This window comes from Rhizobium sp. K102, assembly GCF_022385315.1.
Lineage (GTDB): Bacteria > Pseudomonadota > Alphaproteobacteria > Rhizobiales > Rhizobiaceae > Rhizobium > Rhizobium croatiense.
In genome coordinates this window covers 4,266,165-4,284,384 of the sequence record NZ_CP092436.1, presented here as the reverse complement: position 1 = coordinate 4,284,384, position 18,220 = coordinate 4,266,165, and the positions used below count along the sequence as shown (strand labels likewise).

Annotated in this window: 15 protein-coding genes and 2 pseudogenes; 14 read left to right on the top strand and 3 right to left on the bottom strand. The window is 62.2% G+C overall.

Annotated features, from left to right (window positions below; all coding sequences use genetic code 11):
- Positions 1–34: 34 nt before the first annotated feature.
- From MHI61_RS26905 to MHI61_RS26895, 3 genes and pseudogenes are all read left to right on the top strand, one after another.
- The gene (locus MHI61_RS26905) at positions 35–823 is read left to right on the top strand and encodes an N-formylglutamate amidohydrolase (protein WP_239792919.1); all 789 of its coding nucleotides are present in this window, start codon (positions 35–37) and stop codon (positions 821–823) included.
- 15 nt (positions 824–838) lie between these two features.
- A pseudogene (locus MHI61_RS26900) lies at positions 839–1,134 on the top strand (DUF1244 domain-containing protein).
- A gap of 87 nt (positions 1,135–1,221) precedes the next feature.
- Positions 1,222–1,484, top strand: a pseudogene (locus MHI61_RS26895) (DUF2312 domain-containing protein).
- Between the two features lie 165 nt (positions 1,485–1,649).
- Here the strand turns inward: MHI61_RS26895 and MHI61_RS26890 are convergent.
- Positions 1,650–3,491 carry a DUF882 domain-containing protein gene (locus tag MHI61_RS26890; protein ID WP_239791227.1) on the bottom strand — a complete coding sequence of 614 codons (1,842 nt, stop codon included), beginning with the start codon at positions 3,489–3,491 and terminating at the stop codon, positions 1,650–1,652.
- Positions 3,492–3,670: 179 nt separating this feature from the next.
- A complete protein-coding gene (locus MHI61_RS26885) occupies positions 3,671–5,218 on the bottom strand; it encodes a sigma-54 dependent transcriptional regulator (protein WP_239791226.1) in 1,548 nt (515 codons plus the stop codon).
- A 207-nt stretch (positions 5,219–5,425) separates the two neighbouring features.
- Here MHI61_RS26885 and MHI61_RS26880 point away from each other — a divergent pair, with 207 nt between their 5' ends.
- The 11 genes from MHI61_RS26880 (at position 5,426) to MHI61_RS26830 (ending at position 17,136) form a co-directional block, all read left to right on the top strand.
- Positions 5,426–7,279: a M3 family oligoendopeptidase gene (locus MHI61_RS26880; protein ID WP_239791225.1), complete on the top strand. Its 1,854-nt coding sequence runs from the start codon at positions 5,426–5,428 to the stop codon at positions 7,277–7,279.
- Between the two features lie 309 nt (positions 7,280–7,588).
- Positions 7,589–8,743 (top strand): aminodeoxychorismate synthase component I, encoded by a 1,155-nt coding sequence (locus tag MHI61_RS26875; protein WP_239791224.1) that lies wholly within the window; start codon positions 7,589–7,591, stop codon positions 8,741–8,743.
- On the top strand, positions 8,740–9,369 hold the full coding sequence (locus MHI61_RS26870) for an aminotransferase class IV family protein (RefSeq protein ID WP_239791223.1): 630 nt from the start codon (positions 8,740–8,742) through the stop codon (positions 9,367–9,369). The genes MHI61_RS26875 and MHI61_RS26870 overlap by 4 nt, the downstream gene beginning before the upstream one ends.
- Before the next feature lie 2 nt (positions 9,370–9,371).
- Positions 9,372–9,656: a YciI family protein gene (locus MHI61_RS26865; RefSeq protein WP_097664149.1), complete on the top strand. Its 285-nt coding sequence runs from the start codon at positions 9,372–9,374 to the stop codon at positions 9,654–9,656.
- Positions 9,657–9,847: 191 nt separating this feature from the next.
- Positions 9,848–11,299 carry a homospermidine synthase gene (locus tag MHI61_RS26860; RefSeq protein WP_097603960.1) on the top strand — a complete coding sequence of 484 codons (1,452 nt, stop codon included), beginning with the start codon at positions 9,848–9,850 and terminating at the stop codon, positions 11,297–11,299.
- A gap of 170 nt (positions 11,300–11,469) precedes the next feature.
- A complete protein-coding gene (gene omp10 / locus MHI61_RS26855; RefSeq protein WP_239791222.1) occupies positions 11,470–11,838 on the top strand; it encodes an outer membrane lipoprotein Omp10 in 369 nt (122 codons plus the stop codon).
- A gap of 26 nt (positions 11,839–11,864) precedes the next feature.
- The gene (locus MHI61_RS26850) at positions 11,865–12,185 is read left to right on the top strand and encodes a hypothetical protein (RefSeq protein ID WP_239791221.1); all 321 of its coding nucleotides are present in this window, start codon (positions 11,865–11,867) and stop codon (positions 12,183–12,185) included.
- A 166-nt stretch (positions 12,186–12,351) separates the two neighbouring features.
- On the top strand, positions 12,352–14,328 hold the full coding sequence (locus tag MHI61_RS26845) for a 5'-nucleotidase C-terminal domain-containing protein (RefSeq protein WP_239791220.1): 1,977 nt from the start codon (positions 12,352–12,354) through the stop codon (positions 14,326–14,328).
- 123 nt (positions 14,329–14,451) lie between these two features.
- Positions 14,452–15,486, top strand: coding sequence for a ferrochelatase (hemH, locus tag MHI61_RS26840; RefSeq protein ID WP_010033190.1), 1,035 nt, complete (start codon positions 14,452–14,454; stop codon positions 15,484–15,486).
- Between the two features lie 162 nt (positions 15,487–15,648).
- A complete protein-coding gene (locus MHI61_RS26835) occupies positions 15,649–16,677 on the top strand; it encodes an SPFH domain-containing protein (RefSeq protein ID WP_097603956.1) in 1,029 nt (342 codons plus the stop codon).
- Between the two features lie 3 nt (positions 16,678–16,680).
- On the top strand, positions 16,681–17,136 hold the full coding sequence (locus MHI61_RS26830; protein WP_010033200.1) for an NfeD family protein: 456 nt from the start codon (positions 16,681–16,683) through the stop codon (positions 17,134–17,136).
- 14 nt (positions 17,137–17,150) lie between these two features.
- On the opposite strand, the gene MHI61_RS26825 is transcribed toward MHI61_RS26830, so the two are convergent.
- Complete coding sequence (locus tag MHI61_RS26825; RefSeq protein ID WP_239791219.1) at positions 17,151–18,146, bottom strand: KpsF/GutQ family sugar-phosphate isomerase; 996 nt, start codon at positions 18,144–18,146, stop codon at positions 17,151–17,153.
- Positions 18,147–18,220 lie beyond the last annotated feature (74 nt).

The window sequence follows — 18,220 nt, the reverse complement described above, 5'->3', positions numbered from 1 at the left end:
GCCCGACTGCGCAATGACGAACGGCAATTCCTTCATGGACGACTTCCAATCCTTCGAAAGCCTACCGGGAAAACATGACAAAGGGATGGTGATCCTCGCCGATCACGCGATGAACCGCCTCCCCGCGCGATACGGACGGCTCGGCCTGCCCGAGGCGGCCTTTGCCCGCCACATCGCCTATGACATCGGCATCGAGGGCCTGACGCGGCAGCTCTCGGCGAGACTCGGCGTGCCCGCGGTGCTCGGCGGCTTCTCGCGCCTGCTGATCGACCCGAACCGCGGCGAGGATGATCCGACGCTGATCATGAAGATTTCCGACGGCGCCGTCATCTCGGGCAACCATCCGATCACACCGCAGGAGTGGGAGTATCGCATCGAGACCTTCCATCGCCCCTATCACAATGCCGTGGCGGACACGATCGACAAGGTGGCGAACGCCACCGGCCGGGCGCCGCTGGTCCTGTCGCTGCATTCCTTCACGCCGGCATGGAAAGGAATTCCTCGCCCCTGGCATGCCGCAGTCCTCTGGGACAGCGACCGGCGCGCGGTCGGTCCGCTGCTCGACATGCTGCGCGCCGATCCCGATCTCTTCGTTGGCGACAACGAGCCCTATGACGGCGCCCTGAAGGGCGATACCATGTACCGGCACTGCATGATGACCGGCATTCCGCACGCGCTGCTCGAAGTGCGCCAGGATCTGATCGCAGACGAGACCGGGATTGCTGCATGGGCCGAACGCCTGGCGCCGATCTTTGCGGCGATGAACGCCGATCCTGCCTTGCACGACTTCGACGTCCATCTGTCGCGCACCGGTCCCTATTGAAGGAAGGAAAGCGAGATGACCGCGCTCAGTAAAGAACAGCAGACCGAATTCGAAGCCGCCGCCTTATCGCGCATCTTCGTGAGCGCAGCGACGTGCAGAACATCGACTTGATGAACCTGGCCGGTTTCTGCCGCAACTGCCTGTCGAATTGGTACCGCGAAGCGGCCGAGGCCGAGGGTGTCGCGGTAACCAAGGACGAATCGCGTGAAATGGTCTACGGCATGCCTTACGAGGACTGGAAAAATCTCCACCAGAACGAGGCCTCGCCTGTGCAAAAGGCCGCTTTTGAACTGAACAACCCGCACAAATAGCCCATCACCGAGCGAATAGGCTTGACCCTCGCGCCGCTTCGCGGCAGTCACGGGCATCCAAAATGATCATCCAATCAGGAGAACACGATGTCTGATGCTCATGGCGTCGCCCGCGACCAGCTTCGCGCTTTCATCGAGCGCATTGAACGGCTGGAAGAAGAAAAAAGACCATCGCCGACGACATCAAGGACGTCTACGGCGAAGCCAAGGGAATGGGCTTCGACACCAAGATCCTGAAGAAGGTCGTGGCGCTGCGCAAAAAGGACGAGCAGGAGCGCATGGAAGAGGAAGCGATCCTCGACACCTATCTGCACGCGCTCGGCATGATCGAGTCCCCGCCGGAAGGCTGATCCGACTGGAATCACCGATGTCGACAAGCCGCTGGAGCGATCCGGCGGCTTTTCTTTTGCGGAGAACGCGCCGGGCCGAACATCGACGGTGTCCGATCGAAACGACCAAAAGAAAAACCGCCGGATCACTCCAGCGGTTTTTCGATATTCCGATGATCGGCACGCTCAGTTCGTATTGAACTTGCGCACCTCCATGAAGTTGACGGCCGTGCCGCTGAAGCGGGCCGGGTCGACCGAAGCGGTCTTGACGTTGAAGCCTTCGGCATAGACGGCGGTCGGCTGGGCGCGCATCGTCTGGCTGATGAAGCGCGGCGCCTTGACCTGCTTGGAGGCCATTTCGAGACGCGCATTGGTCAGCGCCCACTGCGAAATCATCTTCTGCGTCAGCTTCGGCTCGGTCCGCACCGTCGCGCGGCTGGCGTCGGCGGCGGCGGCTTGCTTCTGCGTCGGGCGGCCACCCTTGGTGGGAAGAGCCGGCACCACGGCGTTTTCGGCGGCCGGTTCGTCGAAGGCGTCGCCGAAGCTTGCCGACTTCGTTGCTGGCGCCAGGGCTGCGAGCTGAAGCGACGGTTTCTGGGCAGGCGCCTGTTGCGGCATCGCCGCATTGATCGCCTGCTCCACCGTCATCTCGGGCGCGTGCGCGGCGACCTGGTTTTCGTCACCCTTGTTCTGCTGGTCGAGCGCATCGGCAAGGGCAGGAGACAGTCCGCCGTCCTGATCGGCCTCGTCGGCCTCTGCTTCCGGATCGGCATTGGCGGCAGCGAGAAGCTTCTCGGCAAGGGCCGGACGTTCGACCGGCGTCGGAACCGGCATTCCGCTCAGCATGGCAGGATCGGTCGACGCGACTTCGGCATCGCCGGGCGCGCGGCGCTGACCAAGAAGCGAGGGAACCGGGATGCTGTAGGCGCTGAGATCGGCGAATTGCTGCGGCTGGGCCTGATCGGCCGGGAGCGCGGCGGCCAGAGCCTGCTGCGCGGCATTACCCGAAGACGGCGCGACCAGCGCGCTTGCCACTTCGCTGCCGGCCGGCTGGTTGCTGAATGCCGGACGAACCTGCGGCACCGGCGCGTTCACATCGGCGACCTCGGTCTGCTGCGGCTCGGCAGGGGCAGGCTCGGCCTTCGGCGGCGTCGCCTTGGCGACGGCGACCGGGGCCGAATCGTCGGAATCGTCTTCCTGCTCATCGGCGCCGCCGCCGAAGAGCGCCTCAAACAGCGTCTTGTGCTTCGGTGCCGATTCGGAAGCGCTGGCGATCTCGATCTGCGTGCCGCTGGCGCGGCGCTTGTAGTCGGCCATCGCCTGCTGGTAGCCCGGCAGCGGCTTGCCGTCGGCCGGAATATGGATGGTATTGCCGTTCGGGAAAAGCCGGACAAGCTCGTCGCGGCTCATGCGCGGCCAGGCGCGAACACCGCCGACATCCATGTGCACGAAGGGCGAACCGGACTTCGGATAGAAGCCGACACCGCCGACCTGCATCTTCATGCCGATGGCCCGCAGCGTCGCCAGCTTGACGTCGGGAATGAAGAAATCCATCGCCTTGCCGAGCATGTGCTGGCTCTTTTCGGCAACACCGGTTTTGCGCGAGCGGCCGCGCAGCATTTCATTGGTGGCTGGCGAGCGGAAACCGCAGACGACGTTGATGTAGTCCCGTGAACCGCTCTGGCGATAAACTTCCCAGATCAGGTCGAACAGGCGCGGATCCATCTTCGTCGGCTGGTTCTTGCGCCAGTCGCGCAGGAAGCGGTTCAGCTGCTCCAGACCCTTGGGGTCGAACTTGCCGTTGCGCTTGTAGGTGATGACCGCTTTTTCGCCGGTATGGATGAAATAGAGCTTGAGGCTGCGGGTGTCGCCCGCTGCCTGAGCCGGCGTACTGACGAATACCGGCGTGGAAACCGCAAGCGCAAGAAGGGCGGCCGCCGCCGTCCTCACTGCCTTTCCGCAGATGTCGGCGCACAAAGAACGCCAGCTCAAGCGCGAAGGCTTGGAATTCCCATTCAGATTCGGCAACTCGATCCCCGTCAGACAGACAATGTCCCGTACTGTCCCAGATGACTGTCAAATGCGGTCACACGATGGCAAAAATGCCACACATGATCAACCTTTTCTTTACATAGTGAACGAGCCACTAACAAGTGGTTTATGAACAGTAACAAATCGTGGTTGCCCGAGTCTTAACAAATGCGGGCTTAGGCCGCATCTTTCTGGGGATTATCGGGATCTATGCCGTAATCTTTGAGCTTGCGATAAAGTGTGGACCGCCCGATGCCAAGCTTGCGTGCCACTTGACTCATCTGTCCGCGATAGAATTTAAGCGCGAATCGGATGAGTTCCTCCTCGACATCGGCAAGCTTGCGCACGTCGCCTGAGGGGTTGACGCTGGCGATTGCATTTTCGGAGGTTTCGGACAAGCGGTGGTGGTGAACCTCCCCGTGTGTCGGAACCCGGTATTCTTCATTATATGCCTCGTCTGGGTCGAGGCCGGTATTGTCAGCCACGAGCGCCAGGTGATCCACCACTTCATATTCCGGAAGCTGGGCGGCGATCTGCGGGAAGTCCGCCTCGGTCAACTCCGGCCCCTCGGCGAGAACGACCGCGCGGAAAATCGCGTTTTCGAGCTGGCGGATATTGCCCGGCCAGTCATAGGCGGTCAAAAGCGCCAGCGCGCCCGAATTCACCGTCATGCGACGGCCGTTCTTCTGCTCGCTGGAGAAGCGGTCGGCAAAGACGCGCACCAGGTGCGGAATATCTTCCTTGCGTTTGCGCAACGCCGGAATGGTGATCGGGAAGACGTTGAGGCGATAGTAGAGATCTTCGCGGAAATGGCCGTTCTTGACCTCCTCGATCAGATCCTTGTTGGTCGCCGAGATCAGCCGGACATTGACCTTGTGGGCGGTGCGCGCACCGACGGTCTCGATCTCGCCCTGCTGCACGGCGCGCAGCAGCTTCACCTGCACTTCGAGCGGCAGGTCGCCGATCTCGTCGAGGAAGATGGTGCCGCCGTCGGCTTCCATGAACTTGCCGATGTGACGTTCGGTCGCGCCGGTGAAGGCGCCCTTTTCATGGCCGAAGAGAATGCTCTCGACGAGGTTGTGCGGGATCGCTCCGCAATTGACGGTGACGAACGGCTTGTTCGAGCGTTCGCCGCCGGACTGGATGGCGCGCGCCACCAGTTCCTTGCCGACGCCGGATTCCCCTTCGAGCACGACGGGAATGTTGGACTGAGCCGCCCGCTGGGCGAGATCGATGACACGGAGCATCGCCGGACTTGCCGAGACGATATCGTCGAAACCGACCGAGCCTGAGCGCGATCTGCGTCCGGCCCGCGCCTTCACCTCGCGCTGGTCGAGCTTCATCGCATTCGAGATCGACGTGGCGATGCGTTCGGGCGAGACCGGCTTGACGACGAAATCGAAGGCGCCGGCGCGCATCGCCTGCACCACGGTTTCAATGCCGCCCTGCCCCGTCTGCACGATCACGGGGATCTGCGTGCCGAATTCGTGAAGCGCGTCGAGGAATTCAAGGCCGGTCATCTCGGGCATCATCAGGTCGAGCACGATGACGTTGAAAAGGCCGCTGTCGCGCTTGACCATTTCAAGGCCGATCCGGCCGTTTTCCGCCTGGTGCACGACATGGCCGTGACGCTCGATTGCGTTCTTGAGCAGGCGGCGCTGCACCGGGTCGTCTTCGACCACGAGGATTTGCCCTGCTCCCTTGAGCTCATTGTAACCGGTCATTGTCGCCTCACTTCATGCGAAACCATGGAGGGCACTCTGGCAGAAAGGCTTGAACATCCAGTTTTGAGAAATAATTGCATTTTAACGATTGCGACGGCCGATTTTCGTGCCGAAGCGAGGCCTTTGATGAGGCGAAAGGCCCTTGATGCGGGGCGTTCTCACGCTTATTCAAACAGACCTGTTTTAAAGTGGAGAGGAATTGCGTCCATGAAAATCAAGCTCCCGCACGCCAGCCTTCGCTTGTCGCCTGCAGCGCCGGCTGGGCCCGCCGATCCGGCGCTCGGCGAGTTGCCGGTCTGGAAGCTGCAGGACCTCTATCCCTCCGCCACGTCAACGGCCTTCGTCGCCGACATGGAAAAGGCCGGCAAGGCCGCGATCGCCTTTGAGGAAAGGTGGAAGGGCAAACTCGCCGACGCCGCGACGAAAACCGGGACCGACGGCATCGGCGCGGCGCTGAAGGAATATGAGGCGCTTGATGACATCATGGGCCGCCTCGGCTCCTTTGCCGGCCTGACTTATTTCTCCGACACCACAAACCCGACCAACGGCAAGCTCTACGGTGACGTGCAGGCCAAGATCACCGAATTCTCAGGTCATCTCCTGTTCTTCGCGCTGGAACTGAACCGCATCGACGACGCGGTCATCGACGCCTGCATCGCCAACGACCCCGATGCCGGCCATTATCGCCCTTGGCTCATCGACCTCAGGAAGGACAAGCCCTATCAGCTCGATGACAGGCTGGAGCAGCTCTTCCTCGAAAAGTCGATGACATCGGCCTCCGCCTTCAATCGCCTGTTCGACGAAACCATGGCTGAACTCCGCTACGAGATCGATGGCGAGAAAGTGCCGCTCGAGGTGGCCTTGAACATGTTGCAGGAGAAGGATCCGGACGTGCGCCGCAAGGCGGCCATGGCGCTCGCCGAAACCTTCAAGGCCAATATCCGCATCTTCACGCTGATCACCAACACGCTTGCCAAGGACAAGGATATTTCCGATCGCTGGCGCGGCTTCGAGGACATTGCCGACTCCAGGCACCTCGCAAACCGCGTGGAGCGCGAGGTCGTCGATGCGCTCGCCGCCGCCGTCCGGGAAGCCTATCCCCGCCTTTCGCACCGCTATTATAAGATGAAGGCGAAATGGCTCGGCATGGAGCAGATGAACTTCTGGGACCGCAACGCGCCGCTTCCGGAAACCTCCAGCGCCGTCATCTCCTGGTCGGAGGCAAAGGACACGGTGCTGTCGGCCTATGGCAATTTCGCCCCCGAGATGGCCGATATCGCCAGGCGCTTCTTCGACGAGCAATGGATCGATGCCCCGGTTCGCCCCGGCAAGGCGCCCGGCGCCTTCGCCCATCCGACGGTTCCCTCGGCCCATCCCTATGTGCTCGTCAACTATATGGGCAAGCCACGCGACGTAATGACGCTTGCCCACGAACTCGGGCACGGCGTGCACCAGGTCCTGGCCGGCGCGCAAGGGGCGCTGATGTGCCAGACGCCGCTGACGCTCGCCGAAACCGCCTCCGTCTTCGGCGAGATGCTGACCTTTCGCACGCTTCTGGAAAAGACCACCGACAACCGCGAGCGCAAAGCGATGCTCGCCCAGAAGGTCGAGGACATGATCAACACGGTCGTGCGCCAGATCGCCTTCTACGAGTTCGAACGCCAGCTGCACACCGCCCGCAAATCAGGTGAACTCACCGCCGACGACATCGGCGAACTCTGGCTCTCCGTCCAGTCCGAGAGCCTCGGGCCGGCGATCAGCATCTCCGAGGGCTACGAGACCTATTGGGCCTATATCCCCCATTTCATCCACTCGCCCTTCTATGTCTACGCCTATGCTTTCGGCGATTGCCTGGTAAATTCGCTCTATGCCGTCTACCGGAAGGCCGAGAAGGGCTTCCAGGAGAAGTATTTCGAGCTGCTGAAGGCCGGCGGCACCAAGCATCATTCCGAATTGCTGAAGCCTTTCGGCCTCGATGCCACCGATCCGTCGTTCTGGAGCCAGGGCCTGTCGATGATCGAAGGGCTGATCGACGAATTGGAGGCTTTGGATCGGGCGTAAGGTCTGGTTAAGACAGGAAAGGGCGAGTGCCATATAGGCTCGACCGCATCTTGTAACGTCCAAGAGGAACTATGACGGCAGCCCCCTCTCCCTCATTCCTGTGCTTGTCACAGGAATCCAGCACGCCCAAGTCCTTGGGCGCGGGAGACTTCTTGTCTGCCAAAAATAGGTCATTCACGGCGCAGACGCGCCGTGGCTGGATTCCTGTGACAAGCACAGGAATGAGGGAGGCGGGTTTTGCTCCTCTCTCCGCCTGCCGCGGCGAAACCATCGCAAGCATCGGATAACCAAGCAAGATGCGGCGCAACCATGTCTGACCCCTATATTATCTTCCGCGACGACACGACCGAACAGGTGATGCTGTTCGCCGATCCGGCGGAGATCATCGTGGCCAACACGCCCGCCGAATTCTTCAGCGGCCTCGCCCGCATGGAAGAAGCAAGGGCCGAAGGCAAATGGCTTGCCGGTTACATGGCCTACGAGGCCGGATATCTCTTCGAGGAAAAACTTGCTTCCTTCGCCGGCGAAAATCGCAAAACGCCGCTCCTCTGTTTCGGCGTCTTCGACGCGCCGCAACCGGACACACATCCGCTAGCCCAGCCGAAACAGCGTCTCGAAAACGAGGAATTCCTCACCGCCCCGAAAGCCGCCTGGGATTTCCCTATATATAAAGAGCGCTTCGACCGGCTTCACGAGCATCTCAGGCTCGGCGACGCCTACCAGGCGAACCTCACCATGCCGGTCGAGGTCCGCTGGAACGGCGATCCTCGCGCCGCCTTCTGGTCGCTGATCGAACGCCAGCCGGTCAAATACGGCGCGCTGGTCGATCTCGGCGGCCCCGTCATCCTGTCGCGCTCGCCCGAACTGTTCTTCCGCACCGATGAGCAAGGCTGGATCGAGACCCATCCGATGAAAGGCACGGCCAAACGCGGCGCCACCGCCGCCGAGGATGCCGAAATCATCGAGGCCATGCGCAACGATATCAAGACGCAAGCCGAAAACCGCATGATCGTCGATCTGCTGCGCAACGATATCTCCCGCATCACCGAGGTCGGCACGCTCGATGTCCCGAAGCTCTTCGATGTCGAGACCTATCCGACCGTCCACCAGATGGTCAGCCATGTGCAGGCGAGGCTGCGCCCCGGCCTTTCGATCCGCGACATCTTCACCGCCCTTTTTCCCTGCGGCTCGATCACCGGGGCGCCGAAGATGCGGGCGATGGAAATCCTCCACGCGCTCGAAGATGCTCCCCGCGATGCCTATTGCGGCGCGATCGGCATGATCTCGCCCAGCGGCGCCATGCGTTTCTCCGTCGCGATCCGCACCATCACGCTTTTTGAGCGCGGCAGGGCCGTCTTTAATGTCGGCGGCGGCATCGTCTTCGATTCGACCGCCGAGGCCGAATACGAGGAGTGCCTGCTCAAGGCCCGCTTCGCCGTCGGCGACCAATGGATCGCGCGATGACCGACTTTTCGCTGATCGAGACGCTGCGCTGGCAGCCCGGCGACGGCTTCATCCGCCTGCGGCTGCATCTCGCCCGGCTTTCCCGCTCCGCCCGTCGCCTCGGCTTCCCGCAGCCGATCGAGGCAGCCGCCAAGCTCGAGGACGCCGTTGCAGGCTCTGCCGGTCCGCTGCGCATCCGCCTGACCTTCGACGCGCAGGGCCGCATCGAGGTAACGAGCGCGGCTTTCGTGCCGCTGGCGCCGGAGACGGCCTGGACGGTACGCATCGCCGAGACCCGCCTCGATTCCTCCGACAGGCTGCTGCGCCACAAGACCACCCGCCGCGCCGTCTACGAGACGGCGCGCGCCGAATATAAGTCCGATGAGGCCGATGAAGTCATCCTGCTGAACGAGCGCGGCGAGGTCTGCGAGGGCACCATCACTTCCGTCTTCCTGGATGACGGGACCGGCACACTGCGCACTCCGCCGATCTCCTGCGGCCTGCTTGCGGGCGTGCTGCGCACCGAGCTCATTTGCGCGCGCAAGGCGCGTGTCGGCCGCCTCACACTTGCCGATCTCGATACCGGCACGCTTTATATCGGCAACTCGCTGCGCGGCCTGATCCGCGCCAATCTTGTCAGGAGCTGACCATGTTCATTCTCTCCCTCACCTACCTCAAGCCCAATGGCGAAGCCGACAGGTACATGGAGCCGCACATGGCCTGGGTGAAAGAGGGTTATGCCAAGGGCTGGTTCCTCGCCTCCGGCCGCAAGATACCGCGCACCGGCGGCGTAGTCCTCGCCATCGGCGACCGCGCCGCTATCGAGGCCTATGTCGCCGCCGATCCCTTCACCATCCATGGCGTTGCCGCATACGACATTACCGAGCTCGCCGTGACGACGACGGCCGAAGGGTTGGAAATCCTGAAACGCTGATTTTACGGAGCGGGGCGGATGTTCCCGTCGCCCCTTGCCGGCCCGCCCGCCCGATATTTGACCTTTCCCCCTCAACGCTCTTTATTGTGACGCCGTTTTGTGGTTAGAGCCGGTCACCTCGCAATTTCTGCGGCAATTTCAAAAGAATTCTTCAGGCTGATCGCCTTCGTCCCCTTCCACAGGAGAAAAGAATGACGGAAAAGAACCATCCGGTATATGCCGAAATTACCGGTCCGATCGTGATGATCGGCTTTGGCTCCATCGGCCGCGGCACCCTGCCGCTGATCGAGCGCCACTTCAAATTCGACAAGAGCCGGATGGTCGTCATCGACCCGCGTGAAGAACCCTCCGACATGGAGATTCTGAAGAAGCACGGCGTCCGCCACATCAAGGAATTTGTCACCAAGGACAATTACAAGGAGCTGCTGAAACCGCTCCTGACGGAAGGCGAAGGCCAGGGCTTCTGCGTCAACCTCTCGGTCGACACCTCCTCGCTCGACATCATCAAGCTCTGCCGCAAGCTCGACGTTCTCTATATCGATACGGTCGTCGAGCCCTGGCTCGGCTTCTATTTCGACAAGAGCATGAGCAACGCCGACCGCACCAACTATGCGCTGCGCGAAACCGTGCGCAAGGAAAAGGCGAAGAACCCGGGCGGCGCCACCGCCGTCTCCACCTGCGGCGCCAATCCCGGCATGGTCTCCTGGTTCGTCAAGCAGGCGCTGGTCAACCTCGCCAATGACATCGGCGTCAAGTTCGAGGAGCCGGACCAGCACGATCGCGAAGGCTGGGCCAAGCTGATGAAGAAGCTCGGCGTCAAGGGCATCCACATTGCCGAGCGCGACACCCAGCGCACCAAGCATCCGAAGCCGCTCAACGTCTTCTGGAATACCTGGTCCGTCGAAGGCTTCATCTCCGAAGGCATGCAGCCGGCCGAACTCGGCTGGGGCACGCATGAAGAATGGATGCCGAAGAACGCCAAGAAGCACAAGAAGGGCAACAAGGCGGCGATCTACCTGGAGCAGCCGGGCGCCAACACCCGCGTGCGCACTTGGTGCCCGACGCCCGGTCCGCAATATGGCTTCCTCGTCACCCACAACGAGTCGATCTCGATCGCCGATTATTTCACGGTCCGCGACAAGGACGGCGAAGTGACCTTCCGCCCGACCTGCCACTACGCCTACCATCCGGCCAATGACGCCGTGCTCTCCCTGCACGAGATGTTCGGCAATGGTGGTACGTCGCAGCCGGTCCATCACGTTCTCGACGAGGACGAATTGGAGGACGGCATCGACGAACTCGGCGTCCTGCTCTACGGCCATGAGAAGAACGCCTACTGGTATGGCTCACGACTGTCGCTCGAAGAAACCCGCCGCATCGCGCCCTACCAGAACGCCACCGGCCTGCAGGTCACATCAGCCGTTCTCGCCGGCATGGTCTGGGCGCTGGAACACCCGACGGCCGGCATCGTCGAAGCCGACGAGATCGACTACAAGCGCTGCCTCGAAGTGCAGATGCCCTATCTCGGCCCGGTCGAAGGTCATTACACCGACTGGACCCCGCTCGACGGCCGTCCGGGTCTCTTCCCAGAGGACATCGACACCAAGGATCCGTGGCAGTTCCGCAACATTCTCGTTCGCTGAGAGTGCTCGCACAGGCTCGATGATGCCCGCCGCAAGGCGGGCATTTTTGTAACGCTGGCTGTATAAATGGCGCCCCCGCCGCGCCAAGCCTTGCCATCATGGCGGGCGCACGCCATGTTTTGCCCGAACTTGGCGGGTGACCGCCACGCCGAATCGCCGGGAGAAGCCTTATGAAAATCAGAACTGGTCTCGTTCTTGTCGGTGCCGCGGCCGCTCTTGCCGCCTGCGTTTCATCGGAGCCGCGCCCCATGCCGATTGCAGCCGCGCCCCCCGCCACCGGCGTCGAAGGCAATTGGAGCGATCCGAACGGCATCGTTTCCACCTTCCAGGGCGGGACTTTCACAACCCGCACCACCGACAGCAACCAGCTTCTCGCCTCGGGCACCTACATCAATACCTCGCCGACGCTGGTGGAGATCAATATGACCTCGCTGGTGCGCAAGACCCAATCCAAGGTCAATTGCGCCCTCGTCAATCCGAGCCAGCTCAATTGCACCTCGGATTCCGGCGCCCAGTTCACCCTTTCCCGCCGCGGCTGAAAGTGAGGCGATAGGCCGAAAGCACCATGCGGGCCGTCGCCGGTTACCTGATCCTGCTGCTCGCAATGCCGCTTGCCGCGTTGGCCGTCGTTTTGCCGGCCAACGGCTATCGTGCCCAGGGCATCGATGCTCCCGATTGTGACGGACCGCTGCAGGTGTTGATCTTCGCCCTGCCGGTCGTGCTGATCTATGGCGTCGGCGCGCTCCTTGTCTATCGCGCCGGGCGGCGCTTTCATCGCCTCCTTTCCCCACTCTGCCTGATCATAGCGCTCTCTGCGGTTCCGAATATTGCCGAGGCTGTGCACGAACTGCACCGAAACGACGCCGGCGGCGAATGCCGGGGGTAGCAGTCGGCTTTTTTGTCCCGCCCCTCTTGGAAAGAATGCCGTCTGGCCCAGCTTTCCCTTGCAGTCATATGCCGTGTCATGGAACATCGGCATGCCGGGTACCGCCCCGGCGGACTATGGAAGGGATCGGCGAGGGGGATCTTTCGCCTCAATCAGGAGAACAGGGATGACGAAGTCTTTCAGCTTCGGTCTTTTGACCGCGTCCATGCTGGCGCTGAGCGCGGGCGCCGCCTTTGCGGATTACGAACTTAATATTCTTCATATCAACGATTTCCATTCCCGCATCGAATCGATCAACAAGTTCGATTCCACCTGCTCGGCCGAGGAGGAGGGCAAGAAGGAATGCTTCGGCGGTGCTGCCCGCCTGAAGACTGCGATCGACCAGCGCCGCCAGGCGCTATCGGGCAAGAATGTCCTTCTGCTGAATGCCGGCGACAATTTCCAGGGCTCGCTCTTCTACACCACCTACAAGGGCGCGGCCGAAGCCGAATTCCTGAACCTGATGAAGTTCGACGCCATGACCGTCGGCAACCATGAATTCGACGACAGCGAGGATGGTCTCGCGACCTTCCTCGACAAGGTGCAATTCCCCGTCGTGACGGCGAACGTCAGGGCGACGGCTGCCTCCAAGCTCGGCGACCGCGTCAAGCCGTCGCTGGTGCTTGATGTCGGCGGCCAGAAGATCGGCATCGTCGGCGCCGTCACCAATGATACGCCCGAATTGTCCTCTCCCGGCCCGAACGTCACCATCGCCGATGACGTCCAGTCCATTACTACAGCGGTTCAGGAGCTGAAGGGCCAGGGCGTCAACAAGATCATTGCGCTCACCCATGTCGGCTATCCCCGCGACCTCGCCGTCATCGCCAAGATTCCGGATGTCGATGTCGTCGTCGGCGGTCATTCCCACAGCCTGCTGTCCAACACCGATCCGAAGGCTGAAGGCCCATATCCGACGATGGTCGACAATCCCGGCGGCTACAAGGTGCCGGTCGTCCAGGCTGCCTCCTACAGCAAATATCTCGGCGATATCGTCGTCAACTTCGACGACAGCGGCGTCGTCAAGGATGCCAAGGGCGACCCGATCTTGATCGACTCGTCCTTCACGCCTGATCCGGCCGTCGTCACCCGCGTCGCCGAACTCGCAAAGCCGATCGAGGAATTGCGCAAGAAGGTGATCGGCGCCTCCGAAGCTCCGATCGAGGGCGATCGTAAAGTCTGCCGCGTCAAGGAATGCTCGATGGGCAATCTGGTGGCCGATGCCATGCTTGATCGCACGAAGAACCAGGGCGTCACCATCGCCGTTCAGAACGGCGGCGGCCTGCGTGCTTCGATCGACGGCGGCGATGTCACCCAGGGCGAAGTCATCACCGTGCTGCCCTTCCAGAACACGCTCGCCACTTTCGAGGCCACCGGCGCAGACGTCGTCAAGGCGCTCGAAAACGGCGTCAGCCAGATCGATCAGGGCGCCGGCCGCTTTCCGCAGGTCGCCGGCCTGAAATTCTCGTTCGACCAGTCCAAGCCTGTCGGCAGCCGCGTCAGCGATGTCCAGGTGAAGGACGGCGACGGTTTCGCTCCGATCGATCAGGCCAAGACCTACAAGCTCGCCACCAACAACTTCATGCGGGCCGGCGGCGACGGCTATTCGATCTTCAAGGAAGGCAAGAATGCCTATGATTACGGCCCGGATCTCGCCGACGTAACCGCCGAGTATCTGGCTGCGCATTCGCCTTACAAGCCCTATACCGATGGCCGCGTGACGGAAATCGGCGCGACGGTGGCGCAGGCGCCGGCACCAACCACCCAACCTGCCCCCGCCCCTGCGGCTCCGGCAGCGCCGGCACCAACCGCCGAGCCCGCCCCTGCTCCTGCAGCGCCGGCAGCACCCGCTCCGGCCACCGAGCCTGCTCCGGCCGCACCGGCCGCACCCGCGCCCGCCCCGGAACCGACGCCGGCGCCGGCAGCCTCCGCGCCTGCGGCAACGACGCCCTCGACCCATGTGATCGCCGCGGGCGACACCTTCTGGGATCTCGCCGTGACCTTCTATGGCGACGGCACGCTGTGGCAGAAGCTTTCGGAAGCCAACGGCAAGCCGGACCCGCGTCACCTGATGGTCGGCAAGGAGATCCAGGTTCCCGCCAAGTAAGACGATTTGTCTCGACGCCATCGGCCGGCCCGGGGTTTCCCGGGCCGGCTTTTCTTTCTATAGGGTGAACCATGATCTCAAGGCTGCGTATGAGCCAACGAGACAACGAGTGTTGGGGCCAGAATGACAGCAGATATTTCACTCCGTCCGGCGGATCATCCGGCCGTCAAGTCAGGCAAGATCGGCGTCCTGCTGGTCAATCTCGGCACGCCCGACGGAACCGACTACATCTCGATGCGCCGCTATCTCAGGGAGTTCCTGACCGATCGCCGCGTCATCGAATGGTCGCGCTGGAAGTGGTATCCGATCCTGTTCGGCATCGTGCTCAACAGGCGCCCGCAGAAGGTCGGCAAGGCCTACGAGCTGATCTGGAACAAGGAGAGGAACGAAAGTTTTCTCCGTACCTATACGCGCAATCAGTCGGAACTGATGGCCGGGCGGCTGAAGGATCTCGATAACGTCAAGGTCGACTGGGCGATGCGCTATGGCACGCCGTCGATCGCCTCGCGCATCGACGCGCTGAAGCAGGAGGGCTGCGACCGTATCGTGCTCTTCCCGCTTTATCCGCAATATGCGGCTGCGACGACTGCCACCGTCAACGACAAGGCGTTCCAGAAACTGCTCTCGATGCGCTGGCAGCCAGCGCTGCGTACCGTGCCCGATTATCACGACGACGAGACCTATATCGAGGCGCTCGCCCAATCCGTCGAACGGCATCTTTCGACACTCGACTGGAAGCCGGAGATGCTGATCGCCTCGTTCCACGGCATTCCGATGTCCTATTTCAAGCAGGGTGATCCCTATTACTGTCAGTGCCAGAAGACCGGACGGCTGCTGCGCGAGCGCCTGGGCCTCACCCAGGAAAACTTCATGGTGACCTTCCAGTCCCGCTTCGGGCCGGAGGAATGGCTGCAGCCCTATACCGACAAGACGGTGGAGAAACTCGCCAGCGACGGCCTCAAGCGCATCGCCGTCATCAATCCCGGCTTCGTTTCCGACTGTCTGGAAACGCTCGAAGAAATCGCCGAGCAGGCCGCCCATTCCTTCCACGAGAATGGCGGCGAGAAGTTCGCGCATATTCCCTGCCTCAACGACAGTGAAGACGGCATGAAGGTGCTGGAAAAGGTCGTCCGCCGCGAATTGCAGGGCTGGGCCTGAGAAAAAGGGATAACCGGCGGCAGCCCACGGATCTTGGCGAGAGGAAAGCTGCTTTTCACGTGAAGGTGGAAGTGTGGCATCCGTGTGGCATTTCTTCCTCGCAAAGAACATGCTAACCCCACATCAGTGTGTGGGCGCATGCGCCGATGGGAGGGTTTTTTCATGCTGTTGGGCGGTTTCGATATCGTCGTGATCGTGCTGGTCATCTTCGTCATCCTGGTCCTCTTCGCCGGGATCAAGACGGTGCCGCAGGGCTACCGCTATACGATCGAGCGCTTTGGCCGTTATACCCGCACGCTGGAGCCCGGCCTCAACCTCATCACCCCCTTCATCGAGCGCGTCGGCGCTCGGTTGAACGTGATGGAGCAGGTGCTGAACGTGCCGACCCAGGAGGTGATCACCAAGGATAACGCCTCGGTTTCGGCCGATGCCGTCGCCTTTTATCAGGTGTTGAACGCCGCTCAGTCCGCCTATCAGGTTGCCAACCTCGAAAACGCCATCCTCAATCTCACCATGACCAACATCCGCTCGGTCATGGGCTCGATGGATCTCGACGAACTGCTTTCCAACCGCGATGCGATCAACGACCGGCTGCTGCGCGTCGTCGACGAGGCCGTGCAGCCCTGGGGCATCAAGGTCACCCGCGTCGAAATCAAGGATATCCAGCCGCCGCGCGACCTCGTCGACGCCATGGCCCGCCAGATGAAGGCCGAGCGCGAGAAGCGCGCCCAGGTGCTGGAAGCCGAAGGCTCGCGCAACGCGCAGATTCTGAGAGCCGAAGGCGCCAAGCAATCCGCCATCCTGCAGGCCGAGGGCCAGCGCGAAGCCGCCTTCCGCAACGCCGAAGCCCGCGAGCGCCTGGCCGAGGCCGAAGCCAAGGCGACGCGGATGGTCTCCGAGGCGATTGCCGCCGGCGACGTCCAGGCGATCAACTATTTCGTCGCGCAGAAATACACCGAGGCGCTCGCCTCGGTCGGCTCGGCGCCCAACTCCAAGATCGTGCTGATGCCGATGGAAGCCTCGTCTATCCTCAGCTCCCTCGGCGGTATCGGCGCCATTGCCCGCGAGGTCTTCGGCGACCCCGGCAATCCGCCGCCTGCGCCGCCGCGTCCGCGCCCCGCGCCGGTCCGCTCGACGCCGCCGATCAATCCGCCGACCCCCAACCCCTTCAACCCCGATTCGGAGCGCTGAGCCATGCTGGCGAAGATCATCGCCGAACTCGGTCCGTGGAGCTGGTGGGTTGTTGGCCTGGTTCTGCTCGCCGCGGAAATGATCGTGCCCGGCTTCTTCCTGGTGTGGATCGGCCTCGCCGCCTTGATCGTCGGTGCGCTGTCGCTGCTGTTCTGGGACAGCGCGTTCTGGGTCTGGGAGCTGCAGGCGATCCTTTTTGCCTTGCTCGCCGTTGCCACGACCTTTGCCGGCCGTCGGCTGATGCTGCGCAATGCCGCCACCGACGAGCCCTTCCTCAATCAGCGCGGCGCGAGCCTCGTCGGCCGTACCGCGACGCTGCACGAGCCGATCCGTGAAGGCCGCGGCCGCATCCGTCTCGATGATACGCTGTGGCAGGTGATGGGGCCTGACCTGCCCGTAGGGACGCAGGTCAAGGTCGTGGCGAGCAACGGCCGCGACCTCACGGTCGAACCCATCTAATCAAACAATCCTGATCAGGCGACGCCGATCCGCAGCAGGTCATGGAAATGCACCAGCCCGAGCGGTCGTCTATCGTCGTCGACGACGATCAGCGCGCCGATGCTGTGCTGATTGAGCAGCGCGAGGGCAGCGGTCGCCAGAATCGTCGGCTTCACCGTCTTCGGCGTCTTCGTCATGATGTCGTCGACGGCAAGCTCGGCGAGATTGCGGGTCAGGTTGCGCGCCATATCGCCTTCGGTGACGATGCCACAGAGCCGTCCCTCCTCGTCGAGCACGCCGACGCAGCCGAAATGCTTGCGCGACAGCACGGTGATCGCCTCCGGCATCGGCGTGCCCTTGGCAACGAGCGGCAACCGCTCGCCGGTATGCATGATGTCGGCGACATGTGTCAGGCTGGCGCCGAGCTTGCCGCCGGGATGGAAGACGTGGAAATCCGTGGCGGTAAAGCCGCGTGCCTCCAGAAGCGCCACTGCCAAGGCATCGCCAAGCGCAAGCTGCATCAGCGTCGAGGTCGTCGGCGCCAGCCCATTGGGGCAGGCTTCCTGTTCGTTCGGCACGAGAAGCACGATATCGGCAGCGGTCGCAAGCGAGGAGCGTTCGCCGCAGGTGAGCGCGATCAGCGGAATGGAAAAGCGCCGCGTGAAGGAAATAATGCTCTTGAGCTCGGCGCTCTCGCCGCCTTTGGAAATCGCCAGCACCACGTCGTCGCGCGCGATCATGCCGAGATCGCCGTGATTGGCTTCGGCCGCATGCACGAAGAAGGCAGGCGTCCCGGTCGACGCGAAGGTCGCCGCCAGCTTGGCGCCGATATGACCGCTCTTGCCGACGCCGGTGACGATCACCCGGCCGGAGATATCGCCAATGACTTCGATCGCGCGGGTGAACGGGCCGGCCAATCCATTGTCCAAGGCCTGTTCGAGCGCTTCGAGACCGCGTTTTTCGATTTCAATCGTGCGTTTTGCTGATTCGAGCACGCCGTTTTCGACCAGTTTTATCGCTCTTCTGTTCATGGACTTGCGTTAGACCTTTTCACTTTCCAAGTCCACCCCGGCCTCTTTCCGAATTGTGAACGGCGCCCGCCGAC

Bases quoted from the DNA above. Each gene is read 5' to 3' on its own strand.
- MHI61_RS26905 (WP_239792919.1), top strand. From the start codon at position 35: ATGGACGACTTCCAATCCTTCGAAAGCCTACCGGGAAAACATGACAAA.
- MHI61_RS26885 (WP_239791226.1), bottom strand. From the start codon at position 5,218: ATGACCGGTTACAATGAGCTCAAGGGAGCAGGGCAAATCCTCGTGGTC.
- MHI61_RS26880 (WP_239791225.1), top strand. From the start codon at position 5,426: ATGAAAATCAAGCTCCCGCACGCCAGCCTTCGCTTGTCGCCTGCAGCG.
- MHI61_RS26875 (WP_239791224.1), top strand. From the start codon at position 7,589: ATGTCTGACCCCTATATTATCTTCCGCGACGACACGACCGAACAGGTG.
- MHI61_RS26870 (WP_239791223.1), top strand. From the start codon at position 8,740: ATGACCGACTTTTCGCTGATCGAGACGCTGCGCTGGCAGCCCGGCGAC.
- MHI61_RS26865 (WP_097664149.1), top strand. From the start codon at position 9,372: ATGTTCATTCTCTCCCTCACCTACCTCAAGCCCAATGGCGAAGCCGAC.
- MHI61_RS26860 (WP_097603960.1), top strand. From the start codon at position 9,848: ATGACGGAAAAGAACCATCCGGTATATGCCGAAATTACCGGTCCGATC.
- omp10 (WP_239791222.1), top strand. From the start codon at position 11,470: ATGAAAATCAGAACTGGTCTCGTTCTTGTCGGTGCCGCGGCCGCTCTT.
- MHI61_RS26850 (WP_239791221.1), top strand. From the start codon at position 11,865: ATGCGGGCCGTCGCCGGTTACCTGATCCTGCTGCTCGCAATGCCGCTT.
- MHI61_RS26845 (WP_239791220.1), top strand. From the start codon at position 12,352: ATGACGAAGTCTTTCAGCTTCGGTCTTTTGACCGCGTCCATGCTGGCG.
- hemH (WP_010033190.1), top strand. From the start codon at position 14,452: ATGACAGCAGATATTTCACTCCGTCCGGCGGATCATCCGGCCGTCAAG.
- MHI61_RS26835 (WP_097603956.1), top strand. From the start codon at position 15,649: ATGCTGTTGGGCGGTTTCGATATCGTCGTGATCGTGCTGGTCATCTTC.
- MHI61_RS26830 (WP_010033200.1), top strand. From the start codon at position 16,681: ATGCTGGCGAAGATCATCGCCGAACTCGGTCCGTGGAGCTGGTGGGTT.
- MHI61_RS26825 (WP_239791219.1), bottom strand. From the start codon at position 18,146: ATGAACAGAAGAGCGATAAAACTGGTCGAAAACGGCGTGCTCGAATCA.